14 protein-coding genes are annotated in these 12,593 nt (G+C 70.2%); all 14 read right to left on the bottom strand.

Annotation, left to right across the window (positions count from 1 at the left end; translation table 11 throughout):
- Positions 1–49: 49 nt before the first annotated feature.
- On the bottom strand, positions 50–1,831 hold the full coding sequence (locus M1L60_RS18590) for a flagellar hook-length control protein FliK (protein ID WP_253238702.1): 1,782 nt from the start codon (positions 1,829–1,831) through the stop codon (positions 50–52).
- Between the two features lie 34 nt (positions 1,832–1,865).
- Positions 1,866–2,876 carry a transglycosylase SLT domain-containing protein gene (locus M1L60_RS18585; protein ID WP_253238701.1) on the bottom strand — a complete coding sequence of 337 codons (1,011 nt, stop codon included), beginning with the start codon at positions 2,874–2,876 and terminating at the stop codon, positions 1,866–1,868.
- Positions 2,873–3,286, bottom strand: coding sequence for a flagellar FliJ family protein (locus M1L60_RS18580; RefSeq protein ID WP_253238700.1), 414 nt, complete (start codon positions 3,284–3,286; stop codon positions 2,873–2,875). Before M1L60_RS18580 ends, M1L60_RS18585 begins: the two co-directional genes overlap by 4 nt.
- A 118-nt stretch (positions 3,287–3,404) precedes the next feature.
- The gene (locus tag M1L60_RS18575; RefSeq protein ID WP_253238699.1) at positions 3,405–4,712 is read right to left on the bottom strand and encodes a FliI/YscN family ATPase; all 1,308 of its coding nucleotides are present in this window, start codon (positions 4,710–4,712) and stop codon (positions 3,405–3,407) included.
- Positions 4,713–4,722: 10 nt separating this feature from the next.
- On the bottom strand, positions 4,723–5,403 hold the full coding sequence (locus M1L60_RS18570) for a FliH/SctL family protein (RefSeq protein WP_253238698.1): 681 nt from the start codon (positions 5,401–5,403) through the stop codon (positions 4,723–4,725).
- Positions 5,387–6,412, bottom strand: a complete 1,026-nt coding sequence (fliG, locus tag M1L60_RS18565) for a flagellar motor switch protein FliG (protein ID WP_253238697.1) — start codon at positions 6,410–6,412, stop codon at positions 5,387–5,389. Before fliG ends, M1L60_RS18570 begins: the two co-directional genes overlap by 17 nt.
- Before the next feature lie 73 nt (positions 6,413–6,485).
- Complete coding sequence (gene fliF, locus M1L60_RS18560) at positions 6,486–8,099, bottom strand: flagellar basal-body MS-ring/collar protein FliF (protein WP_253238696.1); 1,614 nt, start codon at positions 8,097–8,099, stop codon at positions 6,486–6,488.
- Position 8,100: 1 nt separating this feature from the next.
- Entirely contained in the window at positions 8,101–8,445 is a 345-nt protein-coding gene (gene fliE / locus M1L60_RS18555; protein WP_253238695.1) for a flagellar hook-basal body complex protein FliE, read from the bottom strand.
- Positions 8,446–8,453: 8 nt separating this feature from the next.
- Positions 8,454–8,846, bottom strand: a complete 393-nt coding sequence (locus M1L60_RS18550; RefSeq protein ID WP_253238694.1) for a flagellar basal body rod protein FlgC — start codon at positions 8,844–8,846, stop codon at positions 8,454–8,456.
- 2 nt (positions 8,847–8,848) lie between these two features.
- The gene (locus M1L60_RS47870) at positions 8,849–9,196 is read right to left on the bottom strand and encodes a flagellar basal body rod protein FlgB (RefSeq protein WP_253238693.1); all 348 of its coding nucleotides are present in this window, start codon (positions 9,194–9,196) and stop codon (positions 8,849–8,851) included.
- A 179-nt stretch (positions 9,197–9,375) separates the two neighbouring features.
- Positions 9,376–9,696: a hypothetical protein gene (locus M1L60_RS18540; RefSeq protein WP_253238692.1), complete on the bottom strand. Its 321-nt coding sequence runs from the start codon at positions 9,694–9,696 to the stop codon at positions 9,376–9,378.
- 15 nt (positions 9,697–9,711) lie between these two features.
- The gene (fliS, locus tag M1L60_RS18535; RefSeq protein WP_253238691.1) at positions 9,712–10,098 is read right to left on the bottom strand and encodes a flagellar export chaperone FliS; all 387 of its coding nucleotides are present in this window, start codon (positions 10,096–10,098) and stop codon (positions 9,712–9,714) included.
- Between the two features lie 46 nt (positions 10,099–10,144).
- Positions 10,145–11,530 carry a flagellar filament capping protein FliD gene (gene fliD, locus M1L60_RS47865; RefSeq protein WP_253238690.1) on the bottom strand — a complete coding sequence of 462 codons (1,386 nt, stop codon included), beginning with the start codon at positions 11,528–11,530 and terminating at the stop codon, positions 10,145–10,147.
- A 113-nt stretch (positions 11,531–11,643) separates the two neighbouring features.
- Positions 11,644–12,593, bottom strand: a 950-nt coding sequence (locus M1L60_RS18525) for a flagellin (protein ID WP_274622890.1), incomplete at its 5' end; no start/stop codon positions are given.

Below are 12,593 nucleotides of genomic sequence, written 5' to 3'. Positions count from 1 at the left end.
AGCGCCAGCCGTGCCACCGCTGCTGAGGCGAGGGTTGTGGGTTGGGTGGTCAGGCGGTGGTGTCCAGGCGGCTGGAGCCGGGGGCGGCGGGGCGGATCGTGGGTACGGTCTGGTCCGGCGTTGTGGCGGATGGGGTGGCGTCGCGGCGTAGGCCGGCCGGAGTGCCGGTGGCCTGTTGGCGGGCCTGTTCCTGTTGGGCGTTGCCCTGGCGTAGGTCCAGCGAGGTGTTGCCGAATCCGGCCTCGTCCAGTTGGCGGCGCAGGTCGTCCAGGGCGTTGCGCAGGGCGTCGTGGCCGGCGTCGGTGCTGCCGGTCAGTTGCACGTTGATGTCGCCGTTGCGGATCTCGGCCACTACCTGGACCGGGCCCAGGTCTACGGGGTGCAGGTGCACGGTCAGGCGGTGTACGCCGTCGGCGTCCAGTTTCAGCGGGATGATGCGGGTCGCCAGCTGGGCTGCGGGTGGGGAGAAGGGCTGGGCCGTCGGGGTCGGAGCCTGGGCGCCCGCGGTGGGCGCGGCCGGGGCGGCGGCCTGCGGGCCCGTCACGCCGGCCAGGCCGGCTTGGCCCAGCGCGCTGGTCGCGGCGCCGTCGGGGGCCACTCCGGGGGCGGCGGCCGGGTTGACCGGGTTCGCGGTGACGGTGCCGGTCGTGGCGTCGGGGGCTGCCTGGTCGGGAGCCGGTGCCGGTGGCGTTGTGGCGGCGTCCGGTGTGGCCGCGGCGTTGGGGTCGGCCGGGGCCGGAGTCGTGGGCTGAGCCGTGGCGTCGGGGGGCGGGGTCAGACCCGCGGGGCGAGGGCCAAGTACCACCGGGTCGCCAGTGGCGGCCGGCGAGGTGAGGGCGGCGGCGGCCTCGGCGGCTGCAGCGGGGCCCGCTGGGGTCGCGGTGCCCGTCGGGTAGGTGCCGACGGTTTGTCCAGCCGGGTCGGCGGCGCTCTGGGTGAGCTGGGCGGCCAGGGCCGGTGGCAGCGGTGTTCCTGGTCCGGTCGGCACTGGGCTGCCGGGCTGGGTCGGGGCTCCGGCGGTCTGGGGGCCGGGCATGGCCGGGTCGCCCGGGGCGGGTGGTCCGCCGGGGGTGGGTGGTCCGCCGGCGAGTGAGACGCCGCCGAGGGCGGCCTGACCGGTGCCGGGCTGGGCGGCCGGTGCGGTGCCCGGGTCGGCGGGAGTGGGCTGGGCCGGAGTTGGTGGGACCCCGGCCAGGGCGGCGGCTGCGGCAGCGGTGGCCGCGCTGCCCGCGGTGTCGGGTTGCGGTGTGGCCGTCCCGGCCTCGGTCGTACCGGTTCTGGCGGCTTCGGTCGAGCCGGCGGTCTCGGTGCTGGTCGCGCTTCCGCTCGAGCCGGTGCGCTCGGTGCCGGCCTGGTCGGCGCGGCGGTTGTCGGCTCGGTCGGCCCGGTTGGTGTCTGTGCGGTCGGGGCGGGAGCGGTCGGTGTCGGTTCGAGTCGTGGGCTCGCGGTCGTCGGATTGGCGGTTGTCCGCTCGGCCGGCTCGGTCCGCGCGGTCGTCGTCGGTGCGGCGCTGGCCGGCTCGGGTGGCGGCGGCTCGGTCGGCGGCGTCGCGTTGCAGGGCTTGGCGGCCGGCGGTGTCGGCTCGCCGGTCGGCTGCGCGGTCGGCAGTGCGCTGGTCGGCGGCCTGGTCGCGGGCTCGGTCGGCGGCGCGCTGGTCGGACACGCGGTCAGCCGTACGGCGGTCGTCGGTCTTGGCTTGGCCCGGGCGGTCGAGTTCGGCGGAGAGCGCGGAGCCGAACTCTTCCGCGCCCTCGCCCTTCTTGGCGGGGCGGCGGCCGACGTCGGACACCGACGCGCGGTCGGCCCCGCTGACGGAATTCGGCATCTTCATGCGGATCTCCTGCTCAGGTGGGGAACGAATCCGGTCAGCCGCCGAGCGCGGCCAGGGCCTTCTGGACCTTCGGGACGTACGCCTGGGTCTCGCGGAACGGTGGGATGCCGCCGTACCGGTGCACCGCGCCGCCACCCGCGTTGTAGGCGGCCAGCGCCAGCGGCAGCGACTTGAACTCGCGCAGGTTGCGGGCCAGCAGCTTGGCGCCGCCGTTGATCGCCTGCTCGGGGTCGAAGGAGTTCTTCACGCCCAGGCCGCGGGCGGTGGACGGCATGAGCTGCATCAGGCCCTGCGCGCCGGCCTTGCTGACGGCCTGCGGGTCGTAGCTGGACTCGACCTTGGCCACCGCGGCCAGCAGCTTGGGCGAGACGCCGTAGCGGTTGCCGGCCTTGACGAACAGGTCGCCGTAGGGCACGCCGTTGAGCGAGCCGCTGCCCTGCAGGCTGGCCGGGCGCACGGCGGCCGCGGCGTTCGAACCGGCCACGGCGCTGAAGTCGGAGACGACGCGGCGGATGTGCGTCGGTTTCTCGTACACACTCTGGATCTTGACCTGGTCGCCCGGCTTGGGCGCGGCGATCATCTTGTTGTCGCCGACGTAGATGGCGACGTGGTCGACCGGGGAGTCGAAGGCCAGGATGTCGCCCGGCTTGGCCTGGGCCAGGTTGGCCACCGGCTCGCCCGCCTTGGCCTGCTGGTGCGACAGCCGCGGCAGCTTGATGCCGAGGTCGGAGTAGGCCCGTTGGACCAGCGACGAGCAGTCGAGGCCGCGTTTGGGGTCGGTGCTGCCGAAGACGTACGGGGTGCCGAGGTACTTCTTGGCCGCGTCGACCACGTTCTGACCGGTGGCCTGGCTGTTCAGCCGCATCGCCGTCCCGGCCTGGCCGGTGGCGTTGGTCAGCGCCGAGGCGAAGGTCGAGCCGCCGGGAGCGGTGGTGCCCGTGGTGCCGTTCGCGCCGATGGTGCCCGGGGCCGGGTTGACCGGGTTGAGTCCGAGGTGCCCTTGCAGCTCCTGGATGCGGTTGAGCACCCCGGAAACACCCATCATTCGGTGACTCCCCGGGCCGCGTTGCGGGCCTTCATGGTCATCGCGAGCTCGTCCAGGTTGGCCTGGTCCTTGCGCAGATCGTTGGCCCGCACCATCTCGGCGTGCCGCTCGGCCATCATCTCGACCGCGCGGCGGCGCTTGGCCGCGTCGGCCAGCACGGCCATCCGCTCGCGCTCGACCTCCTCGGCCTCGGTGACCATTTTGTGGGCGCTCATCAACGCGCCGGCCAGCGACTGGCGGGCGACGAGCGAGGCCACCATGGCCCGGGCCGTGCCCTCGGTCGGGGCTTCCGCGCCGACCAGGTCGAGCTGCTTGCGGCGGACGAGGGCCTGGGCGTCCCGGATCTCCGCCCGGGACTGGATGACGGCGCCCTTGGCCGCGTCCTCCTGAGCCTTGCGGGCACGGAGCACGGGCGAGAGTCGGAAAAACCGGTTCACTGTCAGCCTCCTAGCGCGGCCAGCGGACGGGCCCTCACTAATCCGGTCGGCCCGGCAACGCTTTCGCTGAGCCCCTGCACCCCATCTGCAACTAGGCCGCGGCGACGAGGGCGTGCAGCTGGGCCCAGGCTTCGTCGGCCGTCACGCGCTCGTCGAGGTCCTGGCGCAGGAAAGCGTTGATGTGCGACCAGACCGCGGTCGCGCGGTCGGCGTCCGGGTTGGTGCCGGGCACGTAGGCGCCGATCTCGACGAGTTCGCGAACGTCCCGGTGGGCGGCCATCAGCCGGCGCAGTTCCGTGGCGTTGGACCGCTGCTCCGGGGTAGTGATCTTGTTGGCCACCCGGGAGATCGAGTCGAGGGCCTGGATGGCCGGGAAGTGCCCGGCGGTGGCCAGTTTGCGGTCCAGCACGATGTGCCCGTCCAGGATCGACCGGGCCGCGTCGGCGATCGGCTCGTTGTGGTCGTCGCCCTCGACCAGCACGGTGTACAGCCCGGTGATGCTGCCGCGCGCGCCCGGCCCGGCCCGTTCCAGCATCGAGGCGAGCATGGCGAAGACCGACGGCGGGTACCCGCGGGTGGCCGGCGGCTCGCCGACCGACAGGCCCACCTCACGCTGGGCCATCGCGGCCCGGGTCACGCTGTCCATCATCAGCAGCACGTCGGCGCCCTCGTCGCGGTAGTACTCGGCGATCCGGGTGGCCACCGCACCGGCCCGGAGCCGGACCAGGGGCGGGGTGTCCGAGGTGGCGATGACCAGCACCGATCGGGCCAGTCCCTCCGGCCCGAGGTCGTGCTCGATGAACTCGCGTACCTCACGACCGCGCTCACCGACCAGAGCGACCACGTTCAGTTCGGCCGCGGTGCCCCGGGTGATCTGGCTCATCAGGGTCGACTTGCCGACGCCGGAGCCGGCGAAGATGCCGATGCGCTGGCCTTTGCCGCACGGGACCAGGGTGTCCAGGACCCGTACCCCCAGCGACATCTGGGCGCCGACCAACTGCCGTTCCATCGCCGACGGGGGCGCCGCGTCGATGCTGACCAGGTGCCCCTGCAGCGGCGGGCCGCCGTCCATCGGGCGGCCCAACCCGTCCAGGATGCGGCCCTGCAGGTCGGGGCCGACCGCAACCCGCAGCGGGCCGCCGGTGCTGATCACGGGGGTGCCCGCGCCCAGCCCGGCGATCGGGCCGAGTGGCAGGCAGGAGAGCTTGTCGCCGTCGATCGCGGCCACCTCGGCGTAGATCGCGTCCGGGCCCTCGCCCATCTGCACCAGGTCGCCGACCCGGGCGTCGACCCCGCTGACCGTTACCCGCAGACCGACCGCGCCGGTGACCTTGCCACGGGTCATCGGCCGGGCCGCCTCGAGCGCCGCCGAGATGCGGTGGCGGAACACGTCGGTCATGGGTATCCCCTCAGTGGAGTCGTAGCGCCTCGCGTGCGCGGGCCACGGCGGCCGCGATGGTCGCGTCCACCGTCGCCATGCCGGTCTCCGCGATCGCGTCGCCGGGCTTCAGCGCGGGGTCGGCCCGCAGGCGCACCCGGCGCCCCTCGTACTCGAACTCGGTGTCGCCGCCCTCGCCGATCAGCGTGTGGAAGTCGTCGGGGTGCAGGCTGATGAGCAGGGACCCGGCTTCGGGTACGGCCTGCATGGCCCGGCGCACCGCCCCGGCCGTCCGCCCCTCGGCGTCGTCCAGGCTGCGCCCGACGATGGCCTCGGCCAGCTCGAAGGCGTGCGCCAGCAGCACCTCCTGCAGCTCGGTCAAGGTGGGCATGAGCTGGTTCTCGTGGTCGGTGACGGCCCGGCCGAGCGCATTCACGGCCTGGCCCAGCGCGGTCGCCCGGCGCTGTTCGTGGGCCTGTTCGGCCGCGGCCGCCCGGGCCTGCGCGTTCTGGGCCGCGGCGGCGGCCTCGCGCTGGCCCTGGGCCCAGCCCTCGGCGTAGCCGGCGGTGCGGGCCTGTTGCTTGGCCCGGTCGAGCGAGTGGCCGTCGGTGGGCAGGCCGGTACGCAGGTCGACCCCGAACCGGGCGGCGGCCGCGGACTCGGCCACCGTGCCCCGCAGGACGGGGCTGCTGCTCTCAGGCGATGAGCTCATCGGCCTCGCCACCGCGCTGGACCTCGATCTGGCCGGAGTCCTCGAGCGAGCGGATCACCGAGACGATCTTGGCCTGGGCCTCCTCGACCATCTTGACCTTGACCGGGCCGAGCAGGTCGATCTCCTCGAGCAGGTTCTCGCGGCCGCGCTCGGAGAGGTTCTTGGTGACCTTGTCGCGCACGGTGTCGGGCACACCCTTGAGAGCGGTGGCCAGGTCGGCCGGCTCCACCTGGCGCAGCACGAGCTGGATGGCCCGGTCCTCGAGGTTGATGATGTCCTCGAACATGAACATCCGGCGCCGGATCTCCTCGGCCAGCTCGGGGCTGCGGGCGTCCAGGGCCTCCAGGATGAGCCGCTCCGTGGTGCGGTCGGCGCGGTTGATGATGTCGACCAGCGGCTGCAGGCCGCCGACGGTGGAGAGCTCGTCCGGCTGGAGCACGGTCGAGAGCTTGCGTTGCAGGGCCTGCTCGACCTGGCGGATCACGTCGGGGGAGGTGCGGTCCATGACCGCGATCCGGTGCGCGACGTCGGTCTGCACCTCGATCGGCAGGCCGGCCAGGATCGACGAGGCCAGGGCCGAGGGGATGTGGGCCAGCACCAGCGCGATCGTCTGCGGGTGCTCGTACTGAACGTACGAGAGCAGCTGCCGGGGGTCGGCATGGCTGAGGAAGTTGAACGGGATGTCGTTCATCGAGGCTTCGAGGCGGTCCAGTATCAACGCCGCGCGGTCCTTGCCCAGCGAGGCCTCGAGCAGCTCGCGGGCGTAGTCCATGCCGCCCGAGCCCGCGTAGCGGGTGGTGGCCATGGCGTAGAACTCGTCCATCACGTCGTCGACCTGGGTCGGTTCCAGCTTGCCGAGCCGGGCGATCTCGGCCGAGATCATCTCGACCTCTTTCTCCGACATCTGCGACATGATGTGCGCGGACTGTTCCTTGCCGAACTGGACGAGCATGATGGCGGCCTTGCGCACGCCCGTCATCGACATGGTGGTGAGCGCCGGTTGGCTCAACGCGTACTCCTCGGACCGTCAGCAGGAAATCACCCCGCGACGGCCGGCATCGAGCCGGCCGCCGCGGGAAGGGTCAGCGCGTCGTGTCGGCGGCCAGCCAGCCGCGCAGAAGCACCGCCATCTCGTCAGGTTGATCCTTGACCATCTGCTCGATCTCCCGCTGGCGTTCCTCGCGAGCCTGCACGTTCGTGTCGTCCATGGCCATTCCGGCCTCCAGCATCTGAGCGGGGATCGCCTGGTTGAGCTCCGCGAGGCGCTGGGCCTCGAGGGCGGCCTGCATGTCCTCGAGGTGCTTGCGCTCCTCGGGGGTCAGGCCCCGCCGCTTCTTGCTCTTCCGGCTGAACCGCCAGGCCAGGAACATCAGGATCAGCACGAGCGCGCCGAGCGCGCCGGTCTTGATCAGCGACATCTGCTTGGCCTCGGTGGCGGCGGCCGAGGAAGCGCTCAGGGCCTCCTGGGCGGCCTTGGCCGCGCTCTCGTCGAACGGCATGGCCGAGACCGCGATCGTGTCGCCGCGGGTGGCGTCGATGCCGGCGGCGGCGGTGACGAGCTGCTGCACCTGGGCCGGGTCGATGGTGCCGGCCACGTTGCTGTTGAGCAGGACGGCCACGTTGAGCTTCTTGATGCCGCCGGGCGCGTTCCTCCGCGTCTCGTTGATCTCGTTCAGCGCGTTCTGGCGCGAGGAGGCGCTGTTCTCGTACTGGCCGGGCCCGTTCTTGTTGCCGGCCGGACCGGCGATGTTGTCGGGGCCGAGCACGCCGCCGGCGGAAGTCCCGTCGGCGTTGTAGGCCTCACGGGTGTTCTGCTCGGAAAGAGCCGGCACCGACGGGTCCGCGTTGTAGGTGCGGCTCTGCGTCTGCGTCTGGTCGAAGTCGAGCTGGGCGCTGGTCTGCACCACCGCGTTGCCCGGCCCGACCAGGCTCTCGACGATCTTTTGGAGCGACTGGTTCATCCGGTTCTGGAAGGCGACGGTCTGCGCTTCCGACCCGCTCTCGCCGCCCGTGCCGATGGCCGCACCGCCACCGGTGGAGAGGATCTTGCCGTCGGCTCCGGCCACCGTGATCTGGGTCGGGTCGAGGCCCTCGACGCTCGACGCGACCAGATGGACGATCGACTGCACCTGGTCGCCGCTCAGCGGCTGGGTCGAGCTCGAGGCGACCAGCACCGAGGCGGTCGGCTTGTCCTGCTCGTCGGCGAAGACGTCCTTCTTGGGGATCACCAGGTGCACGGTGGCCGCCTCGACGCCCTCGATCGACTTGATCGTGGTCGAGAGCTCGCCCTCGAGCGCCCGCTGGTAGTTCGTCTGCTGCATGAAGTCGCTGGTGGTGATGCCCTGCTGGTCGAGCAGGGAGTAGCCGGTGCCGGCGTCGCCGGGCAGGCCCTCACCGCTCAGCGACAGGCGCAACTCGTTGACCTGGTCCTGCGGCACGAGCACGGTCTGGCCGTCGTTGGCCAGTTCGTACGCCGTGCCGCTCTTCTTCAGCGATTCGACGATGGCACTGGCGTCCTTGGACGACAAGTTGTTGAACAGAATGGAATAGGACGGCTTGGACGCCCACGTGGCGAAGAAGTACCCGCCGATGAGGAGGGCGACAACCGCCGCGATCGTGACGGCCTTCTGTCCCGGGGTGAAGGACCGGAACGTGTCCGTGACGCGGCGGACCGGAGCGGGAAGGCGGTCGGTCATCTCAGGCCTGCATCCTCATGATTTCCTGGAAGGCCTCGACGGCCTTGTTGCGCACGGCGAGCGTGAGCTGCAGGCCGAGCTGGGCCTCGTTGGCCGCCATCGTGTACTGGGCCGGGTCCTGGATCGTGCCCTGGGCGACCCCCACGGCCAGGTCGTCGGCCTTGGCCTGCGAGGCCGAGACGCTCTCGAGGCCACGCGACAGCATGCTGGCGAAGCTCTCGTGCTCGCCCTGGGCCGCGGTCACCTTCTCGCCGCCGGTCAGGGCGCCGGCGCCGCCGATGCCGCTGACCGCGTCGAGTTTGGGGACCGCGGTGAAGCCACTGATGGCACTGATCGGGGAAGTCATCGCCTACCTCACTTCCCGAGGTTGATCGCGGCGGTGTAGGAGTCCTTGGCCCGGTCGACGACCGCCAGGTTGGCCTGGTAGGCGCGCTGAGCCATCATCATCTGGGACATCTGCGAGCTGAGGTCGATGTCCGCCTTGCGCACGTAGCCCTGGCTGTCGGCGAGCGGGTTGTCCGGCTCGTGCACCAGCACACCCTCGGCGCTGCCGAACGCGATGCCGCCGACCTGGGCCCCGTTGCCGTCCTGGGCCTCCTGGGCGAGCACGTAGCGGGCCTGGAAGGCTTTCTCGGACGTACGCACGGTGTTGTCCATGTTGGCGATGTTGTCCGAGACAGCGTCCAGCCATTTGCGGTAGACGGTCACACCGGTGCCGGCGACGCCGATCGCGTTGAAAGTGCTCATGCTCAGGCTCCCTTGATCGCGTCGCGCAGCATCGAGTACTTGGTGTCCATGGCCCGCAGCGTCAGCTGATAGCGCATCGTGGTGTCGATGTGGGAGAGCGTCTCCTCGTCGAGGTTGACGTTGTTGCCGTTGAGTCGCGTGGGCTCCAGCGACGACCGGGTCTGCGGCGCGACCCCCAGCGGAGACATGCCCTTGGCGACAGCGCCGCGCAACGCCTCTTCGAATTCGACCTTACGGGCCCGGTAGCCGGGGGTCTCGATGTTCGCGATGTTGTTGGCGATGGCGGTCTGTCGCTGGGCAAGGCCGGTGGCCGCGACGCGGAGGGATGCCGATGAGACGTCGTCGAACACAGCAGCTCCTTGTGTCGTTCCAAGGTGCCGATCCGTGGCATTACGGTGAGCGTTCCGTCGCTCGTACCATGCAGTTCGGCGTGTTCGGTGATCCGCTGAGGGTCAGACGGTTGCCGGCCGGTTGCACGAAAAAGTCCCGGAACCCCTGATAAGGGATTCCGGGACCATTCGTTCGTCCGTTACATGGCCCGGTCGACGTACACGGGCCGTTTGACCGCTTCACCGGTCTCGATTTTTCTCGTCATCGACATCTGCTGGCGGGTCGCGGTCATCCGCCGCGCGATCTCCTCGGCCGCTTTGAGCTGGCGGGTCAGGATCTCGTCGGCCCGCGGCTTGAGCTCCAGCGGCAGCGCGCCCAGCTCGGTCGGCGGCTTCCAGAGGCTGGCCGGCGGCGTCTCGGCGTGCCGGTGCTCGTCGTCGAGCATCGCCTCGATCGTGGCCACGTCGAGCTCGAGCTCGTCGAGGGCCTCGCTCCAGGCGTTCCTCCAGTCGCCGCTCATGGTGTCCTCCGCTCGTCAGTGCGCGACCGCCGAGGCGGCCGCCTCGCGCCAGGCGTCGCGCAGCGGCTCGACGAAGCCGCGGCAGACGGCCACCCGGTCGGCGTTCTTGGCGATGTTGGCCCCGATGAGCTCGGTGATCAGGTAGCTGTACAGGTTGGCCAGCCCGGGGGCGCCGGACCAGGCCTCGACGTCCAGGCTGACCTGGAGCTCAATGATGATCTCCTGAGCGTGGGAGATCTTCTCGTGCGCGTTCTCGATCTCGCCGGCCCGGATCGCCTCCTCGCTCTGCATCAGGTCGAGCACGAGACGGTCGTAGAGCATGGTCAGCAGCTTGGCCGGCGAAGCGGTCTGGATCGAGTCCTGCAGGTAGCGGTTGCGGAGGTTCGGGGCGGTCACGGTCATCGGTCTCCTCAGTCAGGGCCCTGCGATGGTCGGTCGGGGCGGTGGATCAGAGGCCGGAGAGCTGGCCGGCGAGCCAGGTGGACTGGTTCTTGAGCTTGCCGAGGCTTGTCTCGAGGTCGGCGTACTGCTTCTGCAGCGCGGTCCGCTTGGCGGCGAGCCTGAGGTCCCAGCTGCTGATCTGCGTGTTGAGGCCGTCGATCTCGTTCTTACGACCGGTGATCACCGAGGTGATGTTGGTCGTCTGATCGCCGGCGTACTTCTCCATCTGGTCGGCGAACTCGATGCCGGCCGTCTGGATCTGGAGTGGGTTCTCGTTGTAGGCGGTGGTGAACTTGGTCGAGTCGAAGGTCAGCCGGCCGGACCGGTCGAGCTCCACGCCGAGCTTGGACAGCGAGATCGAGATCTTCTGAAGGGTGGCCTTGTTGGCCGGGTCGGCCAGAGCCGCGTCATAGGTCGGGTTGGTATAGGTGACACCGATGCTGATCTTGCTGAGCATGCTCTGCGAGATGTTGCGTACGGAGAAGTCGCCGGTCAGCGGCGAACCCTTCTTGGTGGTCGCGTTGTACGCAGTCTGGTTGCCGACCTCGTTGAGCGTGCCGTTGGCCGCGTCCACCAGCGCCTGGATCTTGTTCGCGATGCTGCTGACGTCCTGCTCGGAGCTGACCGTCACGTCGTTCTCGAGCTTCGAGACGGTGATCGACACGCCGGGCATGAGCTTGGCGAAGGTGTTCGTCTCGCTGGTGACGGAGTAGCCGCCGTTGTCGGAGTTGTCGTCGCCACCGCCGATGTCGAGCTGGGCGTTGGAGGCCAGGGCCACGTTGGTCAGCGGCGAGGTGACGCCGTCGAGTCCGCTGTCGACCCGGAAGGCCGCGTTGGTGCCGGTCTTGGCCCCGCTGATCTGCAGGATGTCGCTGGCGCCACCGGTGGTGACCACGGTCGCCTTGAGGCCGATGCCGGCCGCGTTGATCGCGGCCGCGACCCCCTTGGCCGACTTGTCGTCGCCCAGTGTGATCGTGTTGACCTTGTCGTTGCTGCCGTCCAGCGGACCGGTCGTGATCTGGATGGTGCCGGAGCTGATGTCACCGCTGGTGGGCACCTTGGCCGTGGAGATCTGATTTTTGGCCAGGCTCTTCACGTTGAAAACGGTCGTGCCGGAAGCGCCGTTGGTACCGGCTACGGCGGCCGCCGTCACGGAGCTGGAGCTCGAGGTCGCCTTGACCGCGCGCCAGGTGCTGAGCTGGCCGAGCGAGTCGGCGGCGCCCTTGAGCGAAGTCAGTGCGGCGTTGACCGACTGGTAGGAGGCGATCGCGGTCTGGGCCGTGCTCACCTTCGACTTGAGGCGGTTCTGGGGCGCGGCCTCGACCTGCATCAGGGAGGTGATCATCGACGAGGTGCTGAGGCCGCTGACGAGTCCGTCCACCGAAGTGCTCACCGGTGCCTGCCTTTCACTTGCTCAACTGAAGCGGGGGCAGCCGCTTTTGACGGCTACCCCCACCTATTCGGTCGCTTGCACGAGATATTCAGTTGCTGCCGGTGGCAGTTCGGTTAGCGCAGGAGCGAGAGGACGTTCTGCGCGGACTGGTTGGCCTGCGACAGCATGGAGGTGCCGGCCTGGGTCAGGATCTGCGACCGGGTGAACGACACCATTTCCTGGGCCATGTCGGTGTCGCGGATACGCGACTCCGACGCGGACAGGTTCTCGACGGCCACGTTGAGGTTGTTGATGGTGTGCTCGAAGCGGTTCTGGACGGCACCGAGCGTGGCGCGGCTGTCGGTGACCGAGGCGAGAGCCTTGTCGAGGATCTTGATGGCGGCGTCGGGGTCCTTGGTGAGGTCGAGGGCCGCGGTGCCGAGCGTCTCGGAGTCGACGCCGCCGATGGCGATGGCGATCTTCTGGTTGGCGTTGGCGCCGACCTGGAACTTACCGGTGTTGCCACCGGTGTCCTTCATGTCGGCGATCGTGATACCCGCGCCGCCGGCGTTGGCGCCGTCAGTTCCGCCGGTGTTCGCCGCACCGGTGAGCACGGCGACGTCGGCGCCGGCGAGATCGAAGTCGCCGGCTCCGCCCATGGAGAAGGTGGTCGCGTTCTGGCTGTCGACCTTGGCCGACATGGAGACCTCGGTGCCCTGGTAGCCGGCTTGCTTGAGCGCGCTCTGCAGCCCGTCGTTGACCGCCTTGGCCAGGTCCTGCGCGGTGGCGCCGGCGTCCAGCTTCTTGACGGTCACCTCGATGCCCGCACCCGGGATGGCCGTGCCATCGGGCAGCTTGTCCGAGCCGCCCACCTTCGTGAGCGAGAACTTGAAGGTGTCGCCGCCTGGGCTGCCCTTCATCGCTCCCTCCGGCACGCCGTTGGCCGCGCCGGGGTTGGCCGTACCGGCGTTGGCCGGAATGGCGGCGCTCGTCGTGGCGCGAGTGCTGCCGAAAGTGCCGTCGAGCAGGTTCTGCTTGCCGAAGGCGGTGCTCTTGCCGATGCGGTCGAGTTCGGCGTTGAGCT

Source organism: Paractinoplanes aksuensis, assembly GCF_024137025.1.
Classification (GTDB): Bacteria; Actinomycetota; Actinomycetes; order Mycobacteriales; family Micromonosporaceae; genus Actinoplanes; species Actinoplanes aksuensis.
Note: the sequence above shows the minus strand (reverse complement) of the source record. Positions and strands in the feature narration are given on the sequence as shown.

Bases quoted from the DNA above. Each gene is read 5' to 3' on its own strand.
- M1L60_RS18550 (WP_253238694.1), bottom strand. From the start codon at position 8,846: ATGAGCACTTTCAACGCGATCGGCGTCGCCGGCACCGGTGTGACCGTC.
- M1L60_RS18590 (WP_253238702.1), bottom strand. From the start codon at position 1,831: ATGAAGATGCCGAATTCCGTCAGCGGGGCCGACCGCGCGTCGGTGTCC.
- M1L60_RS18540 (WP_253238692.1), bottom strand. From the start codon at position 9,696: ATGAGCGGCGACTGGAGGAACGCCTGGAGCGAGGCCCTCGACGAGCTC.
- M1L60_RS18570 (WP_253238698.1), bottom strand. From the start codon at position 5,403: ATGAGCTCATCGCCTGAGAGCAGCAGCCCCGTCCTGCGGGGCACGGTG.
- fliS (WP_253238691.1), bottom strand. From the start codon at position 10,098: ATGACCGTGACCGCCCCGAACCTCCGCAACCGCTACCTGCAGGACTCG.
- fliE (WP_253238695.1), bottom strand. From the start codon at position 8,445: ATGACTTCCCCGATCAGTGCCATCAGTGGCTTCACCGCGGTCCCCAAA.
- M1L60_RS18575 (WP_253238699.1), bottom strand. From the start codon at position 4,712: ATGACCGACGTGTTCCGCCACCGCATCTCGGCGGCGCTCGAGGCGGCC.
- fliF (WP_253238696.1), bottom strand. From the start codon at position 8,099: ATGACCGACCGCCTTCCCGCTCCGGTCCGCCGCGTCACGGACACGTTC.
- M1L60_RS18585 (WP_253238701.1), bottom strand. From the start codon at position 2,876: ATGATGGGTGTTTCCGGGGTGCTCAACCGCATCCAGGAGCTGCAAGGG.